At 67.2% G+C, this 24,627-nt stretch carries 19 protein-coding genes; 7 read left to right on the top strand and 12 right to left on the bottom strand.

All coding sequences use genetic code 11. The annotated features are described in order from the left end of the window. Positions 1 to 136 precede the first annotated feature (136 nt). The 3 genes from EDF39_RS09505 (at position 137) to clpX (ending at position 2,959) form a co-directional block, all read left to right on the top strand. Positions 137 to 724, top strand: a complete 588-nt coding sequence (locus EDF39_RS09505; RefSeq protein WP_055962771.1) for an ATP-dependent Clp protease proteolytic subunit — start codon at positions 137 to 139, stop codon at positions 722 to 724. Positions 725 to 752: 28 nt separating this feature from the next. Further along, positions 753 to 1,421, top strand: coding sequence for an ATP-dependent Clp protease proteolytic subunit (locus EDF39_RS09500; protein ID WP_055962768.1), 669 nt, complete (start codon positions 753 to 755; stop codon positions 1,419 to 1,421). 260 nt (positions 1,422 to 1,681) lie between these two features. Further along, entirely contained in the window at positions 1,682 to 2,959 is a 1,278-nt protein-coding gene (gene clpX / locus EDF39_RS09495) for an ATP-dependent Clp protease ATP-binding subunit ClpX (protein WP_055962765.1), read from the top strand. Between the two features lie 73 nt (positions 2,960 to 3,032). On the opposite strand, the gene EDF39_RS09490 is transcribed toward clpX, so the two are convergent. Continuing rightward, positions 3,033 to 5,102, bottom strand: a complete 2,070-nt coding sequence (locus EDF39_RS09490; RefSeq protein ID WP_123942620.1) for a M3 family metallopeptidase — start codon at positions 5,100 to 5,102, stop codon at positions 3,033 to 3,035. Positions 5,103 to 5,145: 43 nt separating this feature from the next. On the opposite strand from EDF39_RS09490, the gene EDF39_RS09485 reads away from it, so the two are divergent. Next, the gene (locus tag EDF39_RS09485) at positions 5,146 to 5,967 is read left to right on the top strand and encodes a methyltransferase domain-containing protein (protein ID WP_055962760.1); all 822 of its coding nucleotides are present in this window, start codon (positions 5,146 to 5,148) and stop codon (positions 5,965 to 5,967) included. 15 nt (positions 5,968 to 5,982) lie between these two features. Here EDF39_RS09485 and EDF39_RS09480 read toward each other — a convergent pair whose 3' ends face one another. Then, on the bottom strand, positions 5,983 to 6,234 hold the full coding sequence (locus tag EDF39_RS09480; protein ID WP_123942618.1) for a hypothetical protein: 252 nt from the start codon (positions 6,232 to 6,234) through the stop codon (positions 5,983 to 5,985). Next, positions 6,234 to 8,882 (bottom strand): valine--tRNA ligase, encoded by a 2,649-nt coding sequence (gene valS / locus EDF39_RS09475; RefSeq protein WP_233573091.1) that lies wholly within the window; start codon positions 8,880 to 8,882, stop codon positions 6,234 to 6,236. Before valS ends, EDF39_RS09480 begins: the two co-directional genes overlap by 1 nt. A 212-nt stretch (positions 8,883 to 9,094) precedes the next feature. Here valS and proP point away from each other — a divergent pair, with 212 nt between their 5' ends. Beyond that, entirely contained in the window at positions 9,095 to 10,669 is a 1,575-nt protein-coding gene (gene proP / locus EDF39_RS09470; RefSeq protein WP_370275178.1) for a glycine betaine/L-proline transporter ProP, read from the top strand. An 84-nt stretch (positions 10,670 to 10,753) separates the two neighbouring features. On the opposite strand, the gene EDF39_RS09465 is transcribed toward proP, so the two are convergent. The 4 genes from EDF39_RS09465 to EDF39_RS09450 are packed head-to-tail and all read right to left on the bottom strand — an operon-like array spanning position 10,754 to position 15,901. Beyond that, positions 10,754 to 12,424 carry an ABC transporter ATP-binding protein gene (locus EDF39_RS09465; RefSeq protein WP_123942614.1) on the bottom strand — a complete coding sequence of 557 codons (1,671 nt, stop codon included), beginning with the start codon at positions 12,422 to 12,424 and terminating at the stop codon, positions 10,754 to 10,756. Next, positions 12,421 to 13,284: an ABC transporter permease gene (locus tag EDF39_RS09460; protein WP_123942612.1), complete on the bottom strand. Its 864-nt coding sequence runs from the start codon at positions 13,282 to 13,284 to the stop codon at positions 12,421 to 12,423. Before EDF39_RS09460 ends, EDF39_RS09465 begins: the two co-directional genes overlap by 4 nt. Further along, positions 13,281 to 14,213 carry an ABC transporter permease gene (locus EDF39_RS09455; RefSeq protein ID WP_123943398.1) on the bottom strand — a complete coding sequence of 311 codons (933 nt, stop codon included), beginning with the start codon at positions 14,211 to 14,213 and terminating at the stop codon, positions 13,281 to 13,283. The genes EDF39_RS09460 and EDF39_RS09455 overlap by 4 nt, the downstream gene beginning before the upstream one ends. 26 nt (positions 14,214 to 14,239) lie before the next feature. Continuing rightward, positions 14,240 to 15,901: an ABC transporter substrate-binding protein gene (locus EDF39_RS09450; RefSeq protein ID WP_370275185.1), complete on the bottom strand. Its 1,662-nt coding sequence runs from the start codon at positions 15,899 to 15,901 to the stop codon at positions 14,240 to 14,242. 38 nt (positions 15,902 to 15,939) lie between these two features. Between EDF39_RS09450 and EDF39_RS09445 the strand changes: the two genes are divergently transcribed. Together EDF39_RS09445 and EDF39_RS09440 are read left to right on the top strand one after the other, a co-directional pair. Then, entirely contained in the window at positions 15,940 to 16,554 is a 615-nt protein-coding gene (locus EDF39_RS09445) for a TetR/AcrR family transcriptional regulator (RefSeq protein ID WP_123942610.1), read from the top strand. 139 nt (positions 16,555 to 16,693) lie between these two features. Further along, the gene (locus tag EDF39_RS09440) at positions 16,694 to 18,538 is read left to right on the top strand and encodes a hypothetical protein (protein ID WP_123942608.1); all 1,845 of its coding nucleotides are present in this window, start codon (positions 16,694 to 16,696) and stop codon (positions 18,536 to 18,538) included. A gap of 130 nt (positions 18,539 to 18,668) precedes the next feature. On the opposite strand, the gene EDF39_RS09435 is transcribed toward EDF39_RS09440, so the two are convergent. The 5 genes from EDF39_RS09435 to EDF39_RS09415 all read right to left on the bottom strand — a co-directional run bounded on the left by EDF39_RS09435 (position 18,669) and on the right by EDF39_RS09415 (position 24,492). Continuing rightward, a complete protein-coding gene (locus EDF39_RS09435; protein WP_123942606.1) occupies positions 18,669 to 19,307 on the bottom strand; it encodes an ABC transporter ATP-binding protein in 639 nt (212 codons plus the stop codon). After that, a complete protein-coding gene (locus tag EDF39_RS09430) occupies positions 19,304 to 21,313 on the bottom strand; it encodes a hypothetical protein (RefSeq protein ID WP_123942604.1) in 2,010 nt (669 codons plus the stop codon). Before EDF39_RS09430 ends, EDF39_RS09435 begins: the two co-directional genes overlap by 4 nt. A 38-nt stretch (positions 21,314 to 21,351) precedes the next feature. Beyond that, on the bottom strand, positions 21,352 to 21,741 hold the full coding sequence (locus EDF39_RS09425) for a hypothetical protein (protein ID WP_123942602.1): 390 nt from the start codon (positions 21,739 to 21,741) through the stop codon (positions 21,352 to 21,354). Positions 21,742 to 21,836: 95 nt separating this feature from the next. Beyond that, the gene (locus tag EDF39_RS09420) at positions 21,837 to 22,847 is read right to left on the bottom strand and encodes a cation diffusion facilitator family transporter (RefSeq protein WP_123943394.1); all 1,011 of its coding nucleotides are present in this window, start codon (positions 22,845 to 22,847) and stop codon (positions 21,837 to 21,839) included. 112 nt (positions 22,848 to 22,959) lie between these two features. Continuing rightward, positions 22,960 to 24,492 carry a hypothetical protein gene (locus tag EDF39_RS09415; protein ID WP_123942600.1) on the bottom strand — a complete coding sequence of 511 codons (1,533 nt, stop codon included), beginning with the start codon at positions 24,490 to 24,492 and terminating at the stop codon, positions 22,960 to 22,962. Positions 24,493 to 24,627: the final 135 nt, after the last annotated feature.

Here is a 24,627-nt window from a genome sequence, read left to right as displayed (position 1 = left end):
GGGTGGCCGAGCTTGTCGAGGTCCGGCACCGCGACGGGAATCCGCGCAATCAATACAGCCGTGGGCGAACACCCCGGAAACCGCGCGTTACACCCCCTAAGTTCGTATGCAAGCGACAACTGAATGGGAGCACCACATGGCCGACGTAACACTGCCCAACAGTGTTTTTGACCGACTTCTCAAAGACCGCATCATCTGGCTCGGCTCGGAGGTGCGTGACGACAACGCCAACGAGATCGCTGCCAAGCTTCTCCTGCTCGCGGCCGAAGACAGCGAAAAAGACATCTACCTGTACATCAACTCGCCCGGCGGGTCGATCACTGCCGGCATGGCGATCTACGACGCCATGGAGTTCGTGCCGAACGACATCGTCACCGTCGGCATCGGCATGGCCGCGTCGATGGGGCAGTTGCTGCTCACGGCCGGCACCAAGGGCAAGCGCTACATCACGCCCAACGCCCGCGTGCTCCTCCACCAGCCGCACGGCGGTTTCGGCGGAACCTCGTCCGACATCCAGACGCAGGCTCAGCTGATCCTCTCGATGAAGCAGCGCCTCGCCGAGATCACGGCCGCCCAGACCGGCAAGACGGTCGAGCAGGTCAACGAAGACGGCGACCGCGACCGCTGGTTCACCGCGCAGGAGGCCCTCGAGTACGGCTTCGTCGACCACATCCGTTCCTCGGCCTCCGACGTCATCGGCGGCGCCGGAACCGACCAGGAATAACTCCCCCTCACACCAGTAAGGAACAGACATGGAACTGCCAATGATGGGTGGAGCGGGCCGGTTCGAGCGCGCTGAGACCCCGAGCTCGCGCTACGTCCTGCCCAGCTTCGAGGAGCGCACGGCCTACGGCTACAAGCGTCAAGACCCCTACGCCAAGCTCTTCGAAGACCGCATCGTCTTTCTCGGCGTGCAGGTCGACGACGCGTCGGCCGACGACGTCATGGCTCAGTTGCTCGTGCTCGAGTCGATGGACCCCGATCGCGACATCACGCTGTACATCAACTCGCCCGGTGGCTCGTTCACGGCCATGACGGCCATCTACGACACGATGCAGTACATCCGCCCTGACATCCAGACGGTCTGCCTCGGTCAGGCGGCTTCGGCTGCGGCCGTGCTGCTCGCCGCAGGCACCCCCGGCAAGCGTCTTGCGCTGCCGAACGCCCGCGTCCTCATCCACCAGCCCGCCACCGGCGGTTCGGGTGGCGGCCAGGCGTCCGACATCGAGATCCAGGCGGCTGAGGTGCTCCGTATGCGCACCTGGCTCGAAGAGACGCTGTCGAAGCACTCCAACAAGACGCCCGAGCAGGTCAACCGCGACATCGAGCGCGACAACATCCTCGGCGCCCCCGAGGCTCTCGAGTACGGTCTGATCGACCAGGTGCTCACCTCGCGCAAGAACCTCGCGCTCACCAAGTAGCGCGGGCCAGAACCACCACCGGAGGCCCCGGGCCCGAGCGGCCCGGGGCCTCCGCTGTACCGCCAGGAAGCGAGCGGCGAAGCGCAGGATCCTGGTCCAAGCGTTTACGACCCCGGTGCCGAATCAGAGATGGTCGCCCGCTCCGGCGATTCCGGCGTCGTGGTCACGCGGGTGTCGGGGGTTCGGGTTAGGCTCGTTCAACGAAGACCGTCAGGTCACTCGAGGCCTTTATGGCCACAGAAGTGTTAGGGAGGCCGAGCATGGCACGCATTGGTGAAAGTGCCGACCTGCTCAAGTGCTCGTTCTGCGGCAAGAGCCAGAAGCAGGTTCAGCAGCTCATTGCGGGCCCCGGGGTCTACATCTGCGACGAATGCGTCGAGCTGTGTAACGAGATCATCGAGGAGCGCCTCGCCGAAGCGGGCGAAGAGCCCTCGAGCGAGTTCGACCTGCCGAAGCCGCGCGAAATCTACGACTTCCTCGAAGAGTATGTCATCGGGCAGACGCCGGCCAAGCGGGCTCTCTCGGTCGCCGTCTACAACCACTACAAGCGCATCCGGTCGATGAACACGCTTACGTCGGCCGACTCCCTGGGCGACGACATCGAGATCGCCAAGTCGAACATTCTGCTGATCGGCCCGACCGGTTGCGGCAAGACCTATCTGGCTCAGACCCTGGCAAAACGACTCAACGTTCCGTTCGCTGTCGCCGATGCCACGGCCCTCACCGAGGCGGGCTACGTCGGTGAAGACGTCGAGAACATCCTGCTCAAGCTGATCCAGGCCGCCGACTACGACGTCAAGCGGGCCGAGACCGGCATCATCTACATCGACGAGGTCGACAAGATCGCCCGCAAGGCCGAAAACCCGTCGATCACGCGCGATGTGTCGGGGGAGGGCGTGCAGCAGGCGCTCCTCAAGATCCTCGAGGGCACTGTCGCGTCGGTGCCGCCCCAGGGCGGGCGAAAGCACCCCCACCAGGAGTTCATCCAGATCGACACGACGAACGTCCTCTTCATCGTCGCCGGCGCCTTCGCCGGTCTCGAAGAGATCATCTCGTCGCGAGCAGGCAAGCGCGGCATCGGCTTCGGCGCCCCTCTGTATGAGAAGGGCAACGACGTCAACCTCTTCAGCGAGGTGCTCCCCGAAGACCTGCACAAGTTCGGCCTGATCCCCGAGTTCATCGGTCGCCTTCCTGTCGTCACGACGGTGTCGCAGCTCGACCAGGAGGCTCTGATGGAGATCCTGACCAAGCCGAAGAACGCCCTCGTTCGCCAGTATCAGCGCATGTTCGAGATCGACGGCGTCGAGCTCGACTTCGAGCCGGAGGCCCTGGAGGCCATTGCCGACCTCGCGGTGGTCCGTCAGACCGGTGCTCGCGGTCTCCGCGCGATCATGGAAGAAGTGCTCGGGCCGATCATGTTCGATGTGCCGTCAGATGACAACGTCGGCGGGGTCGTCGTCACTAAGGCGTCCGTGCTCGAGAACGCTGCGCCGACCATCGTTCCGCGGGTGATCGAGCGCGCCGAGAAGAGCGCCTAGACCGGAGAGATCCGTCTACGACGGAGGCCCCCGCACCCGAGAGGGTGCGGGGGCCTCCGTCGTCGAGACGGCGCTACTGCAGACGGCGGCGCACGAGGAGGGGCTCGACGGCGGCGTCTCGTCCGCGGAAGTCGCGGTAGGCCGCCAGGGGATCCTTCGATCCGCCCACGCCCAGAAGTCGCGACCGGAAGCGATCGCCGTTCGCCCGGGTCAGCCCGCCGTTCTCGGCGAACCACTCGACGGTGTCGGCGTCGAGCACCTCGCTCCAGATGTACGAGTAGTAGCCGGCGTCGTAGCCACCCGAGAAGGTGTGCGCGAAGTAGGTGCTCGAGTACCGGGTGGGCACGGCCGGGTTGTCGAGGCCGACGGCTGCCAGGGCAGACGCCTCGAAGACCGCCACGTCATCGACGCTCGTGAGGCCCGCGGCCTCGTCGACGGTCAGCGCATGCCAGGCCTGGTCGAGGAGCGTCGCCGCGAGGTACTCGCTCGTCTCGAAGCCCTGATTGAACCCTTCGGAGGCGGTGAGCCGATCGACGAGCTCGGCGGGCATGGGCTCACCCGTCTCGAAGTGGAACGCGTAGTGTCCGAGCACCTCCGGCCAGAGCAGCCACATCTCGTTGACCTGGCTCGGGAACTCGACGAAGTCGCGGAAGACGTTGGTGCCCGAGAAGTACGGGTAGGTCACCCGAGCGACGAGCCCGTGCAGGGCGTGCCCGAATTCGTGGAACATCGTCGTCACCTCGTCGAGCGTCAGCAGCGTCGGCGACCCGGCCGGCGGCTTAGCGACGTTGAGGTTGTTGACGACGACCGGCAGGTGGCCGAGCAGCGCCGACTCCGACACGAGCGGGTTCATCCAGGCCCCGCCGCGCTTCGAGTCGCGCGTGTAGAGGTCGAGCACGAAGAGGCCGACGGGGGAGCCGTCGTCGTCAGATACCTCGAAGACGCGGGCCTCCGGGTGATAGGCCACCAGGTCGGGGCGCTCCTCGAAGCGCAGACCGTACAGCTGCGTCGCGGCGTAGAACACGCCGTCGCGCAGCACCCGGTCGGCCTCGAAGTACGGTCGCATGGCCGAAGCGTCGAAGTCGTACTTCTCGGAGCGCACCTTCTCGGTGTAATAGGCCCAGTCGTGCGCGGCGATCTCGGCGCCTTCCGGGAACGCAGGATTCGACGCGGCCACCCGCGCGAGATCGTCCTGCTCGGCCCGGGCGTTTCGCGCCGCCGGGGGTGCGAGCCGCCCCAGCAGGTCGCGGACGGCCTCCGGTGAGCCGGCGGTCTGGCCCGCCGTGACGTAGGCGGCGTGCGACGGGAACCCGAGGAGCGCGGCCCGCTCGGCACGAAGCCGGACGATGTCAAGGAGCACCTGCCGGTTGTCGTGCTCGCCGCCGCGGCTGCCCCGCGATCGAGAGGCGGTCATGATGCGCCCGCGGAGGTCGCGATTCGTGAGTGAGGCGAGCAGGGGATGGCCGGTGAACAGGGTCAGCGCGATGAGGTAGCCGCCCTCGAGGCCTCTCTCGGTGGCCGCCGCGGCGAGCGAGGCGATCGTGTCGCTCGACAGCCCGTCGAGCTCAGCGACGTCGTCGACGGTGATGGCCAGCTCGTTGGTGTCGGCGAGGAGGTTCTTCTCGAAGCGCGTGGTCAGCGTCGAGAGTTCGGAGTTGAGGTCGCGAAGGCGCTGCTTGTCGTCGTCGCCGAGGCCGGCTCCGGCACGGCTGAACTCGGAGTGGAGGCGCTCGACCAGATAGATCTCCTCCGGGGTCAGGTGCGCGGTGTCACTGGTGCCCAGATCGTCGTACACCGCCTGGATGCGAGCGAAGAGTCGCGGGTCGAGACGGATCGCGTCGGAGTGGGCGGCGAGCTGGGGAGCGAGCTCCATTTCGAGGGCGCTCGTCAGGTCGTTCGAATCGCTCGACGACTTGTTGAAGAAGACGTGCTCCACACGGGAGAGGAGTTGGCCGCTGCGCTGAAGCGGGATGACCGTGTTGTCGAAGGTGGCCGGCCGCGGATCCTCGGCTATGGCCTCGATCTCGGCCAGCTGCTCGGCGAGACCTCGCTCGAACGCGGGGGCGTAGTCGGCGTCGGAGATCCGGTCGAAAGGCGGCAGTGCGTAGGGAAGCGTGCTCGGTTCAAAGAACGGGTTCGTCATCAGGCCAGCCTATTGCGCTGTCTTCTCGCGCTAACGTGGGGCCATGTCACCGGAACAGAAGCCCACCGACGCGAAATACACGCACGGCCACCACGAGAGCGTGCTCCGGAGTCACAGCTGGCGAACGGTCGAGAACTCGGCCGCCTACCTGCTTCCGCATCTCGCTCCGGGGCTGTCGCTTCTCGACGTCGGCGCGGGGCCCGGCACCATCACCGTCGACTTCGCAGAGCGGCTCGCGCCCGGTCGCGTCATCGGCATCGACTCTGCGCCCACCATCGTCGAGCAGGCGTCGGAGCTGGCCGCGTCGAAGGGGATGGACACGGTCACGTTCGAGACCGCCGACCTCTACTCGCTGCCCTACGCCGACGACACCTTCGACATCGTGCACGCGCACCAGGTGCTGCAGCACGTGGCCGACCCGGTGGCCGCACTCGTCGAGATGCGCCGCGTCGCCAAGCCCGGTGGCATCGTCGCGGCCCGCGACGTCGACTACCGCGGAACGATCTGGGCCCCGGAGAACCCCGGTCTCGACCACTGGATGACCGTGTATCAGCTCGTGCACCGCGGCAACGGCGGCGAGCCGGACGCCGGTCGGCACCTGAAGAGCTGGGCTCTCGAGGCGGGTCTGAACGACCTCGTGTCGTCGGCGTCGATCTGGTGCTTCTCGTCGGACGAGGAGCGCACATGGTGGGGCGACAGCTGGTCGGTGCGGGCGCTTGAATCGGCGTTCTACGCCGACGCCATCGAGAAACGGGCCGCCACCGATCTCGACCTCCACGCGATCTCGCAGGCGTGGTTGGCGTGGCGCGATGCCCCCGACGGTTTCTTTGCGATGCCGCACGGCGAGCTGATCGCGCGCGCCTAGGTTCGGTACGAGCGGTTATTCCTCTTCGCCGTCGACTGGCTCGTGGATGGACGCCGTGTCGGCCACCGCGTCGTAGCGGATCGTGGTGCCGTCGTCGAGCTCGACGACCGGCTTGCGTTCGAGCCAGGTCAGAGTCCAGCGCCAGGTCGCGGCGTCGACAGCCTGGTCGGCGAGCTCGCGCTCAACCTGAGCGACCGCCGCGACGACGGCGGCCGGAAGGCGGTCGGGGGTCTCGCCCCCGACCGACCAGCGCGTTCCGAGTTGCATCAGGCGCCCGTTGTCAGGGCTGTGGGGGCTACCGGCTGCTCGGCGAGCACGATGTCGCTGACGGCCAGAGCGTCGCCCGCCTCGAACGTGAGCGACTCGATGCGGCCCACCGCTGACAGGTCGGCGGCAGCCGTGCGGAGCAGCTCGAGCGAATCGGCGGGAGCCACCACCACAGCCGACGTGACGGGAGTCTTCAGCGACGCCTTGGCATCGGTCTTGGCGCGACGGATGGAGATGAGCGCCTCGCCCACGAGTTCGAGCAGACCGGTGGGAGCCACGATCTCGCCGACCTCCGCGAGCTCGGCGACCGTGGGCCACGGAGCCGTGTGGATCGACGAGTCGTGCGTCCACGACCAGACCTCTTCGGTGGCGAAGGGGAGGTAGGGGGCGAGAAGCCGCAGCAGGCCGTCGACCGTAGTGCGGAGCGCGAGCACCGCGGAAGCCTGGCCGCCTGCCGAGGCGGCGCCGTCGGATCCTGCGCCTTCGCTAGAGGCGGAGCCGTAGGCGCGCTCCTTGACGAGTTCGAGGTAGTCGTCGCAGAAGGTCCAGAAGAACTTCTCGGTACCTTCGAGCGCCTTGGCGTGGTCGTAGTTCTCGAGGGCGTCGGTCGCGGCCTCGATCACGCGGGCGAAGTTCGCCAGGAGGTCGAGGTCGAGGGGCTCCGTGACGCTCGCGCCTTCGACGGGCTCGGGGAACGAGTAGACGAACTTGGCGGCGTTCAGCACCTTGATCGCCAGACGTCGACCGACCTTGATCTGCTTGGGGTTCTGCGGGTCGAAGGCCGCGTCGGTGCCGAGGCGCGACGAGGCGGCCCAGTAGCGGACCGCGTCGGAGCCATGGTCGTCGAGCATCGCGGCCGGGGTGACGACGTTGCCCTTCGACTTCGACATCTTCTTGCGGTCGGGGTCGACGATGAAGCCCGAGATGGAGGCGTTCTTCCACGGCACGGTGTCGCCCTCGAGCTGCGCCCGGAGCATCGTGGAGAACAGCCAGGTGCGGATGATGTCTTGCCCCTGCGGGCGGAGGGAGTACGGGAAGACGAGGTCGAAGAGCTCGGGGTCGGTCTCCCACTTACCCGCGAGCTGCGGGGTGAGCGACGAGGTGGCCCAGGTGTCCATCACGTCGACCTCGCCCTGGAAGCCGCCGGGAACCCCGCGCTGAGACTCGTCGTAGCCGGGAGCGGCATCGGACGACGGGTCAACGGGCAACTGCGCCTCGGTCGGCACGATGGGCTGATCGAAGACGGGGTTGCCGTCGGAGTCGAGCGGGTACCAGACCGGGATCGGCACGCCGAAGAAGCGCTGACGCGAGATCAGCCAGTCGCCCGAGAGGCCCTTCACCCAGTTCTCGTAGCGGACGCGCATGAAGTCGGGATGGAACGAGACCTCTTCGCCGCGCTTCAGCAGCGTCGACCGGAGTTCTTCGTCGCGGGCGCCGTTGACGATGTACCACTGGCGGGTCGAGACGATCTCGAGGGGCTTGTCGCCCTTCTCGAAGAACTTGACGGGGTGGGTGATCTTCTCGATCTCACCGGTCAGCTCGCCCGACTCTTGGAGGAGCGACACGATGGCGGCTTTGGCGCTGAAGACGGTCTTGCCGGCGAGTTCGCCGTAGGCGGCGAGACCCGCCTCACTCGTGATCGCCGACGGTGCCTCGCTGATGAACCGGCCGTCGAAGCCGAGCACCGAGCGGTTCGGCAGGTCGAGTTCACGCCACCAGATGACGTCGGTCGTGTCGCCGAACGTGCAGATCATCGCGATGCCGGAGCCCTTGTCTTTCTGAGCCAGGTGGTGCGCGAGCACGGGCACCTCGACGTCGAAGAGGGGAGTGCGGACGGTCGTGCCGAAGAGGGCCTGGTAGCGCTCGTCGTCGGGGTGCGCGACGAGGGCGACGCAGGCGGGGAGCAGCTCGGGTCGGGTGGTCTTGATCTGGATGTCGCTGCCGTCCGGGGCGTGGAACGAGAGCGTGTGGTACGCGCCGGGCATGTCTTTGTCTTCGAGCTCGGCCTGGGCGACGGCGGTGCGGAACGTGACGTCCCACAGCGTCGGGGCCTGCGCCTGATACGCCTCGCCCCGTTCGACGTTGCGGAGGAACGCCTTCTGGGCGACGGCCTGCGACTCGCCCGCGATGGTGCGGTACGACTGGGTCCAGTCGACCGAGAGACCGAGCTTGCGCCAGACGTCTTCGAACTGCTTCTCGTCTTCGACGGTCAGGCGCTCGCAGAGCTCGATGAAGTTGCGGCGAGAGATAGGCACCTGGTCGGCGGCCTTGGACGACTTGTTGTCGCCGCCCTCGAACGGCGGCGTGAAGTCGGCGTCGTAGGGGAGTGACGGGTCGCAGCGGACGCCGTAGAAGTTTTGCACGCGGCGCTCGGTCGGCAACCCGTTGTCGTCCCAGCCCATCGGGTAGAAGACGCTCTTGCCGCGCATGCGCTCGAAGCGCGCCTTGACGTCGGTGTGCGTGTAGCTGAACACGTGACCGATGTGCAGCGACCCCGACGCGGTCGGCGGAGGAGTGTCGATCGAGAAGACGTTCTCTCTGGTCGCCGAGCTGCGATCGAATTTGTAGGTTCCGTCGGACTCCCACGCGGGGCCCCAGACGTTCTCGAGGCCTTCGAGGGCGGGCTTCTCGGGCATGGGACGAGTCATGGACGTACTCCTTCGATATGGGCGGCACCGTGTCGGTGGGGAGGTGCCTTGCGTGTTCTGCAGGCGAGTTTACGGGATCGGAACGCGAGGATCCGAGGCGGTCGCGGCAGCCCCGGATCCTTACGTCCTCAAGCACTGAAATGTGATTCTTTTCTAGCTAAATTTTGCCCTCTGGTAGGCTTTCGGGGTTTTTGCATCGACAACTGGAGTGAATGTGTATGAGTGATCAGTCAGCCCGTCCTGCAACACCCATCAAGAAACACCGCCCGAATCGGCAAGGACGCCGCAGACTGACCAGCGACGACGTGACCGTCGTCGAAGAATCGCAGCTCAAGAGAGCCGTCGCGGCCGCAGCTCTCGGCAACGGCATGGAGTGGTTCGACTTCGGCGTGTTCGCCTACCTCACCACCACCCTCGCCAAGGTCTTCTACCCCTCGCTCAGCCCGACGCTCAGCGTGATCCTCACCTTTGCGACCTTCACCGCGGCCTTCATCGTGCGCCCCATCGGCGGCGCCGTCTTCGGTCCGCTCGGTGACCGCATCGGACGCCAGAAGGTCCTCGCCGTCACGATGATCATGATGGCGGCCGGAACCTTCGCCATCGGGTTCCTGCCCGACTTCAACACGATCGGTGTCTGGGCGCCCCTCCTGCTCCTCCTGGCCCGCCTCGTGCAGGGCTTCTCGACGGGTGGCGAATACGGCGGAGCGGCGACGTTCATCGCCGAGTACTCGCCCGACAAGCGTCGCGGCTTCATGGGATCGTGGCTCGAGTTCGGCACGCTCGGCGGCTACGTGCTCGGTGCGTCGCTCGTCACCGTGCTGCAGTTCGCGATGCCCGAAGACACGCTGCTCTCGTGGGGCTGGCGGATTCCGTTCCTCGTCGCGGGCCCCCTCGGGCTGGTCGGCCTCTACCTCCGACTGAAGCTCGAAGAGACGCCGGCGTTCCAGAAGCAGCAGGAGGAGGCCGCCGAGCGAGAGCACGTCAAGGTGCCCTTCATCCGTCTCTTCGCCGAGAACTGGCGCGCGCTGATCGTCTGCATCGGTCTTGTGCTGGTGTTCAACGTCACCGACTACATGCTGTTGTCGTACATGCCGACCTACCTCACGTCGACCCTCGGTCGAGACGCGACGAACGGGCTGATCCTCGTGATCGTCGTCATGGTGCTGATGATGGCCGTCATCTCGATGGGGGGCCGGCTCTCCGACCGCTTCGGTCGTCGCCCCGTGCTGTTCGCCGGCTGCATCGGGTTCCTCGTGCTCTCCTGGCCCGCGCTCAAGCTCGTGCAGAGCGAGTCGACGCCCCTCGTGTTCGTGGGGTTGCTGATCCTCGGTCTCGTGCTCGTCACATTCACGTCGACGATGCCCTCGACGCTGCCGGCGCTGTTCCCGACGATCATTCGCTACGGCGCCCTTGCCATCGCGTTCAACGTGTCGGTGTCGCTGTTCGGTGGCACGACGCCCCTCGTCACGGAGTCGCTCGTCGCCTGGGCCACCTCGAACGGCTACAGCTGGGCCAATGACATCCCGGCGTTCTATCTGATGATCGCCGCGGTGATCGGCCTGGTCGCCGTCTGGTTCACCAAGGAGTCAGCAAACGTGCCCCTGCTCGGATCCGGCCCGTCGGTCGCGACCGAGGAGGAGGCCGAAGAGCTCATCGCCGCCTACGCCGACGAGTCGAGCGAGGTGTCGAAGTCGGAGTGGGCCGTGGAGTTCGCGATGTCGGGGCCGATCGACATCGTGCGGCCGCCGGCCGAAGACGCTGCCGAGGCCTCGTCGCCCCGCAGCTAGTCGCGGCACCGCTTTTCGGAGAGCACACCGTCGTTGGGCGGTGTGCTCTCCGTTTTGTGGTGTCTTCCGCTGTGCGCCCGGCGGTCAGTCGGCCGACGACGCCGCGGCGAGCAGGCCGCGCGTGTAGGCGTGCGTCGGCGCCGAGAAGACCTGCTCGGTCTCGCCCTGCTCGACGATTCGCCCGGCACTCATCACGGCGACCCGGTCGCTGACATGCCGCACCACGTCGAGGTCGTGCGAGATGAAGAGATAGGCGAGGCCGTGCCGCTCCTGCAGCTCTTCGAGCAGATCGAGCACCTGCGCCTGCACCGTCACGTCGAGTGACGAGACCGGTTCGTCGCACAGCAGCACGCGAGGCCGGGGCGCGAGCGCGCGAGCGATGGCGACGCGCTGCCGTTGCCCGCCGGAGAGCGTGGCAGGCAGGCGGGACGAGACGGAGGTCGGCAGGCCCACCTCGGCCAGCAGGGCGTCGATTTGAGCGGCGTGGGCGCGGATCCTCGTTGTCTTTCCGTTCGTCAGAGCATCGACCAGGATCCGGCCCACCGTCATGCGGGGGTCGAACGACGAGAGCGCATCCTGGTAGATCGCCCCGAGCAGCGCCCGGCGGGGTCGGCGTTCGCGCTCGGGCAGCGGGTTCCAGGGGGCGCCGAGCAGCTCGACCGATCCGTGATCGGGGGAGTCGAGGCCGAGCAGCAGCCGCGCGGTGGTGGTCTTGCCCGAGCCGGAGGCGCCCACGAGACCGAGCGTCTCGCCGGCGCGGAGGGTGAGCGAGACATCGTCGACGGCGGTGAAGGTGCCGAAGCGCCTGGTGAGACCGTGCGCCTCGAGGACGCGTTCAGAACTCTGGTCATTCGGGCGTTTTGCGGGTGATCCGGCTCGTTTTTCGCCGGTTCTGCCAGCATTCTGAACGGTCGGGCCGCCGACCGAGAGTCGCGAGCCCCGCGGTTTGCCCGCAGGCACGGCCGCGACGAGCGCCCGCGTGTACGGGTGAGCCGGGGCGTCGAGGATCTGCGCCGTCGGCCCCTGCTCCACCACCTCGCCGGCCCGCATCACGACGATGCGATCGGCGAGGCGTCGCACCGCACCGAGGTCGTGGCTGATCGCCAGCACGGCCGTGCCCTCGTCGCGGAGGCGCGCCAAACGGTCGATCACGACGCGCTGCACCTCGGCATCGAGCGCCGTCGTCGGCTCGTCGGCGATGACGACGTCGGGCCGCAGTGCGAGCGCCGCGGCGATGAGCCCTCGCTGACGCAGCCCACCCGAGAGCTCACCCGAGCGCTGCGCGCGACGAACCGCAGGATCCGGCATCCCGACCTCGGCCAACACCTCGAGCGCCCGCTCCCGCCGCTCGGCCGCGCCCAGCGTCGTGTGCAGTCGAAGTGCGTCATCGATCTCGCGCCCGATCGGCCGTAGTGGGTCGAGCGAGACGAGGGCGTCCTGCTGCACGAGGCCGATGCGAGGGCCGCGGATGCCCCGCCACTGTCGCTCGGAGAGGCCGGTGAGGTCGGTGTCGTCGAGGGCGAGGCGGGCGGCCGTGACGGTGCCGCCGGACAGGCCGAGGAGCGCGCGGGCAGTGACGGTCTTGCCGGATCCTGATTCGCCGACAAGTGCGACGCACTCGCCGGGTGCCAGCTCGAAGGAGACGGTGCGCACGGCATCGACGCCGTCGAACGCGACACGGAGGCCCTCGACGTGGAGACCGCGGGTGCCCGGCGATTGGACTGTAGGCGACCCGCTCGCCACCGACCCGCTCATCGGCGACCCGCCCCGGCGAAGGCGCGGCCGACGACCGTCGTGGCGGCGGCCGTGGCGACGATGGCCAGGCCGGGGAAGACGGTCATCCACGGGGCGATCTGGAGGTAGGTGCGACCAGCCTCGAGCATCGCGCCCCACTCCGGAGCGGGCGGCGGAGAGCCGAGACCGAGGTAGCTGAGCGACGAGGCCCAGACGATGGCCTGGCCGACGCCGAGGGTGGCGAGCACGACGACCGGCGCGAGAGCGTTCGGCAGCACGTGCCGCACCAGCAGGGTGAGCGGGCCACGCCCGAGCACACGCGCGGCCTCGACCATCTCGGAGGAGCGGACAGCCCGGATGCGGGTGCGGAAGATGCGGGCGTATCCGGGGGCAGTGGCGAGTCCGACCGCGAGGGTCGCAGGGATCGGTCCGGGGCCCGCGAAGGCGATGATCACGAGCGCCAGCAGCAGCCCGGGCAGCGCGAACAGCACCTCCAGCACGCGCGAGACGGCAGCGTCGGTGAGGCGAGTGCCGACCCCGGCGGCGATTCCGAGCACGAGACCGAGGAGAGTGCCGATGAGCGTCGCAGCGACACCGATGAGGAGGGAGGCGGAGGCGCCGTGGACGACCCGCGTGTAGAGGTCGCGGCCGGAGTCGTCGGTGCCGAACGGGTGGGCGAGCGAGGGAGCCGAGAAGGCGTCGACCGGGTGGACTGCCAACGGATCGCCGGGGGCCAGGAGGCCGGGGGCGACAGCGGCAGCGAGAACGCCGAGGAGGACGGCTCCGGCGACGACGCGGGGGGCCGTCACGCGGCTGCGCCATTCGGCGGCACGGGTGGGTGCGGCGGCGGGCAGGACGGGGAGCTCGGGAAGGATCGTCATGCGCTCTGCCCCCGCGGGTCGACAACCTTCTCGGCCAGGTCACCGAGCGCGACCACGACCACGTACGCCAGAGCGGAGACCAGCGCGACACCGGTGACGAGCGGGATGTCGCGGAGCGTCACGGCGTCGAGCAGGGTGCGGCCGAGCCCGGGCCTTGCGAACAGCGACTCGACGACGATGGCGCCGCTCAGGAGTGAGCCGAAGGCCCACCCCGACAGGGCGAGCCCGGGAAGCGCGGCGTGGCGGAGAAGATGGCGCCAGAACAGCCCGGACGGTCCCTCGCCCCGAGCTGTCGCGGTGAGGGCGAAGGGCGCCGCCGCGGCGTCGAGCAGCGAGTCGCGGGTGACCTGGCCGAGGAAGCCGGCCACGGGCACCGCGAGCGTCACGACCGGCAGCACCAGGCCGATCGGCGTGCCCGTGCTCACGGGAGGCAACAGGCCGAGACCGGTGGCGAAGACGACGATGAGCACGCTCCCGAGCAGGAAGTGCGGAACGGCCGAGGCGACCACCTCGAGACCGGACGAGACCGCTCGGGCGACCCGCCCGGATCCTGCGCTCCACCAGGCCACACCGACCGCAAGGATCCAGGCGGCCACGAGAGACAGGGACGCCAGCAGAAGCGTCGGGGGCACCTGCGCGGCGAGCACCGACGACACCGACTGCTTGAGCGAGTACGAGGTGCCGAGGTCGCCTCGCGCAAGGCGGCCGAGCTGATCGAGGTACTGCACGAGGAGAGGTTGGTCGAGGCCGTACTGGCGCCGGACCAGGTCGAGCGCCTCCTGCGACGCCTGCGATCCGGGCCCGCCGAGGATGGCCTCGGCGGGGTCGCCCGGTACGAGCCGAATCGCGAAGAAGATCAGCGTCGCGACGGCCCAGAGCACGAAGAGGGCCCCGAGCACCCGCCCGGCGATGAAGCGCACGAGGTTCAGCGCCGCACCATTCGGCGCTGCACTTTTCAGCGTTGCACCCAAGCGTCGTAGAAGGTCGGCGTCGACACCGTCGGCATCGCTCGAAGCCCGTGCACGCTCGTGCGGTACAGGTAGTGGTTCTGCTGGTCGTACAGAGGGAGCACGTAGTAGCCCTCGAGCACGCTCTTCTGCACCTGTTCGTAGAGGTCGGCGCGCTTCGCCGCGTCGGACTCCGCGCTCGCCTGCTTCAGAAGGGCATCGACTTTGCGTGAGTCGACCTGGGCGTTATTGGCGAAGTAACCGCTCGGGGCCGGGGTGATGCTCGCCGAGTCGTACAGCACTCCGAGGACGCCGGGGCCGACCTTCGTGTAGGGAGCGCTCACGATCTCGTACTTGTGGGCGGCGAGGGCTCCGTACCAGCTCGACAGGTCGAGCTGCGAGATCTCGACGTCGAAGCCGAGCGATTTGGCTTCTTCTTGGATCTGTTCGAACAGGGCTCGCTCGGCCGGGATCGACTGGTTGGTCGAGACCGGGAACCGCACGGTCAGGCGCTTGCCGTCTTTGGTGCGGTAGCCGGCGCTATCACGGGTCGTCCATCCGGCGGAGTCGAGAAGGTCGTTCGCCTTCGTGGTGTCGATGTCGAAGAGCGACGGATCGGAGTACGCGTCTTTCTCGACACTCGAGAGAAGCGAGTACGAGCGCTTCGCGGTGCCGAAGAACAGCGACGTGATGCCGTCGTTCACAGCCACGCCGCGGATGAAGGCCTCGCGGACGCGTTCGTCATTGAACGGCGCCTGCGAGGAGTTCAGTTCGAGCCGGTTGGACGCTCCGGGGCGCGGGGCATCGAGCTCTTTGATCTGGTCGCTCTTCTTCGCGGCGACGATGGTGTCGGGCTGGGCGTTGTCGATCACATCGACCTGGCCCGCCTGTAGCGCGGCGTAGCGCGAGGCGGAGTCGGGCAGGAACCGCCACACGATCTTCGCGAGGTACGCCTTGCCGGTGTGTGCGGCGTCTTTCGGGGGAGAGGTGTAGCCGTCGTTACGCTCCAGGGTGATCGACTGCTGCTTCGTCCATTTGACGACCTTGAACGGACCGGTGCCGACCGGTGACTCGCAGTTGACGGCCTGCGTGCGCTTGAGGGCAGTGGGTGACTCGATCGCGAGCCACGGCTGCGAGAGCGAGTCGAGCAGTGAGCTGTCGGGGCTCGAGAGGTCGAGGCGCACGGTGCTGTCGTCGACAGCGACGGCCTTCTTCACCTTGGCGAGCGCGAGGTACCCCGTCGACGACAGCGTCGTGGGGTCTTGCACGTGTTTCACGTTGGCGACCACGGCAGCGGCGTCGAAGGCCGTACCGTCGGTGAACTTCACGCCCTTCTTCAGCGAGAAGGTCCAGCTGAGGCCGTCGGAGGCCTCTTTCCACGACGTCGCGAGCCACGGGATCACGTCGCCGGCGGTGTTCTTCGACACGAGCTCTTCGAGGTACTGCGTCGACACGAGCGCCTGCGGATAGTTGCCGCCGACGTGGGGGTCGAGGCAGGTCGGCTCGGCGTCGCCCGACGCGTAGGTCAGGGTGCCGCCCGAGACGGGCTTCGAGCTGGCGGTGTCGGACGGGGATGCGGCGGTGCAGCCGCTCAGAACGAGCGCACTGGCCGCGGTGAGACCGAGGAGAGCGAGGAAGGGGGCGCGAGTAGTAATTTCTGGACTCCGTATAGTAAGTGGCCAATCGAGTCTAGCGGGAGAATGCTGACGTGACACCTTCTGCACGCACGGGCCGCCCCCGGCGCTCGTCGGCCGAGATTCTCGCCGATGCGGCCTCCGAGCTCTTCCTCGAGAATGGCTACGCGGGCACCACCGTCGATCAGATCGCCCAACGCGCCGGAGTGAGCCGCGCCACGTTCTTCAACTACTTTGCAGGCAAGGCCGATCTGCTCTGGCTCGACCTCGACGAGAGCCTTCGGTCGCTGCCGGGCGCTCTGCTCGAGGTGGGCGGGTCGGATCCTTCGCTCTCCGCTCCCGACAGTGTGGCTCGAGCGCTCGTGCTCGTGGCGCAGCGGCACGACGACTCCCGGGTGCCCTGGGCCCTGTCGCAGGGCGAGACGATGCGGCTCGGCGACGACCTCACTGCGTCTGGCGCGGCGCGGTTCGTGGCGCAGCACTCGATCGTCGCGGCGTTCGTCGCCGAGCGGACCGAGGCGCGTGCCGGCGACGCGTGGCCGCAGGTGGTGTCGGCGGCGCTTCTCGGAGCGGCGGGAGCGGCCGCGGTCGCGTGGGCGCGAGCCGGAATCGGCCGGGGCAGTCTCGAAGACGCGGTGGAGCCGGCCGTCGAGGCGGTTGCCGCCGGGCTCGGGGGGCACACACCCTAACCGGACGGGTGTCGTCATCGGCATCGCCGAACTGGTACCTTCGCTCGACGGCCCGAGATCACCGGGCCGGGGCGTTGCTCGGGGGTGGGTCAGAGCGGCGACATGCCTGCCGACTCACGCCGAAAGACAGACGAGTTCTTTGACGAAACCCGATTTCCGAGCCGCAGTGGCTCTTCCCGTAGCGCTCGCCCTGATCGTCGGAGGCTCCGTGCTTTCCGCCGGGGCAGCATTCGCCGCCGAGCCCGGCACGGCAGCGACGAGCGCGCCGACGGCGTCCGCCACACCGGCGTCCGCCACACCCGCGGCTGGTGTGAGCTCGGCCGGTACCGCTGCGACTTCGACACCCACCGCGACGCCGACGTCGCCTGCCACACCCACGGCGACCCCGACCCCGAAGCCCACGGCAGCGGCGAAGGCCGCCGCGCCGAAGGCGGCACCGACCGACCTGAAGGCAGCGACCGTGCCCGCGGCCGACCGCGACGGCTACGTGCGCGTCACGGGAGCCCGCGACATCACGATCACCGGCACGGCGCCCATCGGCGCCAAGGTCGTCGTCACCGACAGCTGGGGTGAGCCGATCAAGCGCCTCGCGACGACGGCGACGTCGTTCTCGATCCCGCTCCACTTCGCTGATGACGCCGGCTACGAGCAGTACCTCAGCGTGTACGCGACCTACAAGGGCGAAGACCTCAGCGAATACGACTTCGACGTCGAGTTCGACGCTGAACAGAGTGCGACGCCCACTATCACCGACCCGACAGCCGCCGTGTCGTACGAGGCCTCGCCCTTCCCGTTCTCGAACGGCGAGCCGCTCGCGGTCGTGCAGTTCTCGGGAACCGGCACGCCCGGTAGCGACGTCTACCTCGTCGCGCAGACCTCCGACGAGGAATCAGGGGGCGACATCTTCACGTTCGACTTCAATGACTCGGTTTCGGTCGGGGACGACGGCACCTGGACGTCCGACTACACCGTCTCGTTCGGCACGGAGAAGGTCAGCGCGTATCAGGTTGTGACGAACGATGAAGGCGACGAGATCACCCGGGAGTCGGAGCTGTCGAATACGATCGGCCTGACCATCACGGTCCCCGCCGGAACCGTCGTCCCGCCCACCGTCCTCGAGCCCACGTACGACGACTCGTCCTTCGGCTCCTTGGGCTTCTCCTTCAGCTCGTCGGACACCGCAGCGGCCTCCTCCGCGGCGGAGCCCGCGCGGACCCAGGCCCAGAAAGTGAAGGCCCGAGCTGCGCGCGCCGAGGATCCTTCGCTCTCGTCGTCGTCCTCCTCGCGTGCATCCGTTCTGCCCCGGGCAGTCCAGGCGCTCGCCGACGAAGCCGACGAGACAGACGCCGAGATCGAGAAGTCGCTCGACGAGATCATCGACGAGCTCGGCATTCCCGTCAAAGGCACGGCCAGTGCGGCCACTCCGGGCAAGGTCACCATGAAGGTCTCGGGAACGGGCACGCCCGGGCAGCATGTCGTGCTCTACGAGGAGCGACCCCTGACGTCGCTCTACTACTTCGAGGCGCTGTACCCGACCCTCTTCTCGGGGGAGTTCGAACCCGAGGTGCTGAACGCCGATTCCGCGACCGGTGCCGCGCGGCTGAGTTCGCCTCGCGCCCTGAGCGGTGACCCCGCCTCGACGACGCCGTTGTCTGTCGACGACGGATCGATCGTCGTCGCTGCGGACGGCACGTGGTCGACGACCCTGGCTCGCACGCCGGGCAACTACATCATGACCGCGTTCCAGGTCGACCCTGCGGCGACCGGCGATGCGGCCTATTCGGTGCCTTCCGACATCCGCTTCATCCACCTGACCGGCACGCCGTTCGTCACGTCGGCTGCTGTCGCTGGCGCGGCTCCGGCCGAGCTCGCCTTCACCGGGTCGGACTCCGGCCCGCAGGCGCTCGTCGGATTCGCGGTGCTGGGCCTCGGCGTCGGGCTGCTCGTGGTGGCGCGTCGCCGGCGGGGCTCGGCGTCGGCCTAGGTTGGATGCCTAGACCAGCAGGACTGGCATAAACCCTCAGAAGCGGCGCAGACCCTCGCATTCGGCAGAAACGGCAGTCCTAGGCTGCGGGTTTTCGCCGCCTGTGAGGGTCATTGCCGGTCAGGCGGGTTCAGCCCAGAGCGAGAGCGTCGTCGCACCAGTCGACCAGCACAGGGTCGTGCGTCGCGACGACGACGATCGCTCCCATCTCGCGAAGCGCGCCGAGGGCCCAGCGGACCTTTGCGGCGCTGACGTCGTCGAGTGCCGCGGTGGGTTCGTCGGCGATGACGAGTCGGGGCGACTGGACGAGGATCCGGGCCACCGCCACTCGCTGCTGCTCGCCCCCGCTCAGGCGTGACGTGGGCTCGGCGCCGCGCCCGCCGAGCCCGACCCGAATAAGTGCGTCCCTCGAGCGTTGCGCTAGCACCCCCTTGGGCACACCGCGCGGGCGCACCACGCACACGTTCTCTGTCACCGTCCACTCGCCGACGAGCGCGTAGTCCTGGAACACCAGGCCACAGGTCGAGCGGAGGAACTCTCGCTGGTCTTTGGCCCCGAGCTGATCGATTCGGGTACCGCCCAGCAAGATCCGTCCGGCGTCGGGTCGAGCGATAGAGGAAAGGCAGCGCAGCAGGGTCGTCTTGCCGCTGCCGCTCGGCCCGGTGAGCGCGAGCGACCGGCCCGACTCGACGGTGAAGTCGAGGTCGCTCCAGAGGGTGCGAGTGCCGGCGGCGCGGCTGAGACCTCGCGCTGTCAGTGCAGTTTTCATGCAGTGTGCTCCTTGACTGGTGCGCGACAACCAAGGCGCGTGGCGGTGACGCGGCTTCGGAGAAGACGGCGATCTTGACGGTCCAAAATGTGCATACCAGCGAAGCGGACGGTGCTGTCCAGCGCTACACAGACGGCGCCCACTGCGAACGCAGTGACAGTTGCCCCGACGAGCGCTGCAGCAAGGCTCGCGACTCCCGCCGAGAGTGCCACGCTCGTGACGAGGTACCGGGCGTGGGCGGCCCAGCGGGATCGCCCGGTGAGAGTCAAGACACGCCTTTCGACCTGGCGGCGGACACCGTGTTGGGCCACCGAGCTCCAGGTGGCCAAGATGAGGACGACGAGGGCCATGAGGCTTGCTGTGAGAAGACGCGCGATTTCGGCGCGGACCTCGGTGAGCTGGCGGATGATCGTGTCCCCATATCGATCGATCGCCGACACGGCGCCGGCAAAGCCACCCTTGTCTATAGCGGAGCGAAGCAACGCGGGATCAGTGAACAGCATCTGGCCGTTGCCTGCATAGCTAGAGAGCATCTCATCGGCCACGGCTGAAGCGTCGTCGGAGACCACGGCGATCACATTTCCGGTTCTCGTATGAACGTCTCCCGGAATGTAGCCATCTCCGAAGTCGGGTGTGTCTTGCCCATCTGCAATCAGTTGCACGCGAACCGTGCTGGGTCGAATGGCACCGGTGAATTCCTCCTGGAAATCGAGCCATTCCTCGAACTCCTTCACGATCCGCTCGCGTTCCACTTCGAGAGAAGCGGGGATGAGAATGTCGAATGATTTCGGTGAGGAGGGAGGGAGTTTGAGTGGTTGTGCCCTTGTGTCTCTGACGGGTTCTTTCTCCAGATAGGCACGATTGACCAGGAGGTGATTCGGGCCGAAGGGGCCGCTTGGATAGTTGGGTGCGTCATTATGACCAGCGATGAGCGCCCGTCTGGCTGACAACTCCGAACGAACGATCTTGCCGAAGCCAGTATCGAAGTCCTTGTTTGACACCGTCGCGACGCCAACTGCGATTCGCACCGTATCTGCGAGCGGTGCCCGCCTGGCCAGGGTCTGTTCAAGTAATTGCGTAGATTCGAGAGTGGTGGCTACCCCGACGAGACCCCAGACCGTCGACGACACCAGGACTACGCAACAGGCCACGGGAATGACTCGTCGTCGAAGGGGCGGGGCATGACCTGCGAATACGCCTGCGGCGCGGGCTAAACCTGGCCACGAGGAGGCCAAAAGAAACAACGTCGTGACGACCACGATCGCGGCACCCCAGGTGAGTCCAATGAGGGGCATGAGACGCCGGACACCCTGTAATGAGTTGTAGATCCAAAGAGCACCGGTGCCGACGGCCGTAAGCAGCGCGATTGTCGTTGCGATGAGCAACATCATTTCGAGACTCTCACGCGCTAGGGACTTGCATCGTGACCATCCGACAAATTGCCGGACTGCCTGTCGTCGGCGTCGTGCGTCAGCCTCGGACAAAATAGCCAGAACGGTTCCGAGAACCACGACCAGGAGCACGAGAGACGTGCCCGGTTCAAAGGCGGCACTCCCAAGGGCAACTGGGAGTGCAAGTCGCTCCGCACTTGTCTTGAGGCCCCTAGCGTTCAGGTCGTTCGCCAACGCATCAAGAGTCTCGCCGTCAGCCGTGACGGCGTAGATTCCCCGGACGTCTTCGCGCTCGATCTTTGACGAAGGATGAGTTCGAATTGTCATCTCAGGGTCGAACGGTGCTGCCTCAAGACTCTTATCGAGTGGGTCGCCCTCGAAGACGAATTGATGCCAGACGCGTTCGTTTCCGCCGAGATCAGGGACGAGGAGCGCCAGGTTGACTTTGTAATTTCGAGCCTCGTCGGCCAGAACGTCGAGCGCGTCAGCTTTGGTGACTGCCTCTGACAGCTCTGAAATGACAAGACGCGAAGGGGACTGGCCTCCGGCGAAACGATCCAGTTGAACGAGAACAGAAGTGGCAAGCCAGACGCCGGCGACCATGGTCGCTACCACCGCGAGGATGGTGGTGGCAGCGAACCCGCGGCAGGCCTTCAGCGGATGTTCCAATAGGCGGAATTACCGAAGGCCGTGGAGGCGTGGTGCGAGACGGCGAGTGTGCCTGCCGGCACGTAGCCCGGTTTATCGCACCTGTTCCAGCCGTCACACGTTGATGTCTTGTGGGTGAACTTGGTCGTGTCGAAAACGGAAGTAATTCGGCCCTTATTGACGCCGAATGTCCAGACGCCGCCACCGACTGCGACGGTGCCGCCGCGCGTCGTCTTCCCCGGATCGGCAGATGCCGAACCGCCCGTGACGCTGGCGGAGGCAGAAGTCGGGGGAGCGGGCTGAGCGGCCGCGAGTGCCGGCGCGGCAGCGAGCCCCGCGAGCAGCAGGCCGGCTCCTGAAGCCGCGATGGTCTTAGTGAGCAGAGATGAAACCACTGTGTTCCTTTCGTCATTAATACTTCACGTATTAATAACACTCTACTCAAAGTACAGAGCTCCTTGTCAAGCAGGGAGTTGAGCCGGATGCGACCTCAGGCCAGCGACCCCGGCGCCGCATCCCGCGCCTTGGCGGGCGAGAGGCTCGGCTCGTCGGGCGTCGAGAGCGTCAGCACAGCCTCTTCGACGATGTCGTGCCCCTCGAGGGCGCGCTCGATGCGGCGGAGCGCCACGGCGACGTGCTCCTCGTCGGCATTGCCCACGATGTCGACAGCAGCCACGACGTAGAGGCGGCTCGGCCCGACGAACTCGGTGTGCAGGTAGGTGACGCGTTCGATGTCGTCGCGCTCGAGGAGGCGGCGGAGCACAGTCGACTCGACCTCGTCTGTCGGGCTCTCGCCGATCAAGAACCGTCGGTTGCGATCGATCAGCACGACCGCGACCACACCCAGCAGCACTCCGACCAGGATCGATCCGATCGCGTCGAAGACGGCCGAGCCGGTCAACTGGTGCAGGAAGATGCCGAGGAAGGCGATGAGCAGGCCGACGAGAGCCGCCGCATCTTCGAAGAAGACGGCACGAAGCGTCGAGTTCGAGGATCCGAGGACGTGGCGGAGCACCGGGATCCTGCGCTTCTTGGCAACACCCCGCGCCTGCCGCAACGCCTGGATGAACGAGGCCCCCTCGAGACAGGCGGAGACGCCGAGCACGACGTAGTTGACGACGAAGCTCGTCTCCTCTTCGGCCGAGCCCAGTTCGGAGATGCCGTGGTAGATCGACACGACGGCGCCCACGGTGAAGAGGCCGAATGCGGCGAACATCGACCAGACGTAGGTTTCTTTGCCATAGCCGAGCGGGTGGTCGGCGTCGCGTCGGCGACCGCCCCGGCGATCGGCGACGAAGAGGAAGATCTCGTTGCCGGTGTCTGCCCAGGAGTGCGCGGCCTCGGCGACCATCGAGGCAGAACCGGTCAGGAGCGACGCGATTGTCTTCGCTACGGCAACCAGGAGGTTGGCCGTGAAGGCGACGATGACGGTGAGCGAGCTTTCGGGCTTGGCGCTCCCAGCGGACGAACCCTCGCCCTCGGGGGACGAACCGTCGCCCATGGCAGTCGAGCTGTGGGCGTCGGGTGTCGTCATGTGCCCAGTCTGCACCCAGTGCTCCGGGGTGGTTTCGGGGCGGTGGGTGCAGCCGGTGCTGCGAGGCGGGGAGCCCGCGTCAGCGCGACATCGTGATCGGCGCGGTCGAGTACGACGTCGAGGTGCCGCCACCCGGGTGGCGCAGCGTGACCTGAACGTAGTACGCCCCGGTCGCCTTCGAGCCCAGGGTGAAGCGGCGGTGGTTCGAGCCTTTCGTGACGGGGATGTCGGAGGCGAGGGTCGTGTATCCGCTGCCGCCGGGCGCCTTCTTGCCGACCTTGATCGTGGCCGTCGTGCCGGCGATCCACGCGGCATCGTGGAACTTGATGACCGTCGAGGCCTTGGCAGCCGGGGCCTTCCGAAGGTGGATCGATGACAGGTGCCAGGTGTTGGCGCCCGGATCCTCGTTGGGGTCGAAGCGCAGCGAGGTGATCGTGCGGCCCTTCCAGCCGAGACGCGGCGACCGCGAGTTCTCGTCGAGCGGGTTGCCCTTGGCGAGGTCGACGCTGAGGGTGCGGGCGTTCGGGCCGGAGTAGGTGACGATGTCGTTGCTCTCCTGGGGGGCGGTCGTGCCCTTGGCGTTCCACACGAGCCGCGCCATCTTGCCGCCGCCCGGGCTGTTGGCCAGCGAGTAGCCGCCGTTGTAGGTCAGCCGGAACGAGAAGTAGCGGTAGGTGCTGCCCGGGAAGGCGCTGACGGGTAGCAGCACCTCCGGGTCGTTGCGGTTCGATCCCGAGTTGGTGGCGGTCATCCCGGCCGCGCCGTAGCCCTTGACGGTCGCGTTCTTGACTTTCACCCCTCGGGCTGCCGCCGCGCTCGTGAAGACCCACTGCTTGCGCCCTTGGGCGGTGCTGATGTCTTTGCCCTCGGTGGTGTTCGGGCTGTCGACGACCGAGATCGGTCGCGAGATGACCTTGACTCCGTCGTAGGTGCCTGCGGGGTAGGCAGCGAGCGAGCCGGTCTTCTTGTAGATGCGGAGCCAGTCGATCTTCGCGAGGATCGGGCTGGTCTTCGATCCCGAGATGGTCGGGGCGATCCGGAACCGGACGATCGGCTTGCCGTGATCGTTCCACGGCCTCTTCGCCCCGACGGTCGACTTGGAGGTCAGGTTGAAGTTGTAGACGTGCGTGCCCTTGTACAGCTTGAAGGTCTGTCCGCCACCGCAGGTCGCGAGGGTGGTTGAGCAGGTCCACCACCAGATGGCGCCGACGCCCGACGAGGGCTGATTCATCTTGAACGACACGTGGTCATAGCCGGACGGGGAGACGGGCTTTGCGGCGCCGTCGCGCCCCACCGCGAGAGAGTCGGGCTGCGAGATGATCGGTGTGAAGTAGTCGCCGCCGCCGACGCGCAGGTTCATCACCCCGTTTTTGATACTCAGGCCGCGAACGCGGGCCGCGTCGGTGTTCTGATCGCCCGAGTTCGAGTAGTCCCACGGGTCGCCGTAGGCGCGGGTCGCGAAGTCCGGAGACTCCGCCTGGGTGGTCGCGGCCTGAGCGCCCGAGGCCGGTGCCGCGAGATCGATGGCACTGGCGAGTGGCGCCGCGACGACGATCGCGACGGTGAGAGCAAGCGCGCTGCGGCGCCGTGATGCAAGACGTGTGGACGCCATGATGGATCCCCTGACCGACGGTCCCCGAAGACCGTCTTTTTCACACTAGGCAGGGCGAACACCCCTAGTAATCCCCGCTTTGGGGGACTGGTACCGCCTGTCTGTGGGCCTTTGTGCGGACCCCGTGTGGGCCTT

Origin of the sequence: Frondihabitans sp. PhB161 (assembly GCF_003814635.1) — a bacterium.
Classification (GTDB): Bacteria; Actinomycetota; Actinomycetes; order Actinomycetales; family Microbacteriaceae; genus Frondihabitans.
This window is presented reverse-complemented; position numbering and strand designations above follow the sequence as displayed.

Coding starts and splice junctions, on each gene's coding strand:
- EDF39_RS09480 (WP_123942618.1), bottom strand. CDS start 6,234: ATGCAACTCGGAACGCGCTGGTCGGTCGGGGGCGAGACCCCCGACCGC.
- EDF39_RS09435 (WP_123942606.1), bottom strand. CDS start 19,307: ATGAAAACTGCACTGACAGCGCGAGGTCTCAGCCGCGCCGCCGGCACT.
- EDF39_RS09415 (WP_123942600.1), bottom strand. CDS start 24,492: ATGGCGTCCACACGTCTTGCATCACGGCGCCGCAGCGCGCTTGCTCTC.
- EDF39_RS09460 (WP_123942612.1), bottom strand. CDS start 13,284: ATGACGATCCTTCCCGAGCTCCCCGTCCTGCCCGCCGCCGCACCCACC.
- EDF39_RS09490 (WP_123942620.1), bottom strand. CDS start 5,102: ATGACGAACCCGTTCTTTGAACCGAGCACGCTTCCCTACGCACTGCCG.
- EDF39_RS09420 (WP_123943394.1), bottom strand. CDS start 22,847: ATGGGCGACGGTTCGTCCCCCGAGGGCGAGGGTTCGTCCGCTGGGAGC.
- EDF39_RS09505 (WP_055962771.1), top strand. CDS start 137: ATGGCCGACGTAACACTGCCCAACAGTGTTTTTGACCGACTTCTCAAA.
- proP (WP_370275178.1), top strand. CDS start 9,095: ATGTGTATGAGTGATCAGTCAGCCCGTCCTGCAACACCCATCAAGAAA.
- clpX (WP_055962765.1), top strand. CDS start 1,682: ATGGCACGCATTGGTGAAAGTGCCGACCTGCTCAAGTGCTCGTTCTGC.
- EDF39_RS09465 (WP_123942614.1), bottom strand. CDS start 12,424: ATGAGCGGGTCGGTGGCGAGCGGGTCGCCTACAGTCCAATCGCCGGGC.
- EDF39_RS09500 (WP_055962768.1), top strand. CDS start 753: ATGGAACTGCCAATGATGGGTGGAGCGGGCCGGTTCGAGCGCGCTGAG.
- EDF39_RS09485 (WP_055962760.1), top strand. CDS start 5,146: ATGTCACCGGAACAGAAGCCCACCGACGCGAAATACACGCACGGCCAC.
- valS (WP_233573091.1), bottom strand. CDS start 8,882: ATGACTCGTCCCATGCCCGAGAAGCCCGCCCTCGAAGGCCTCGAGAAC.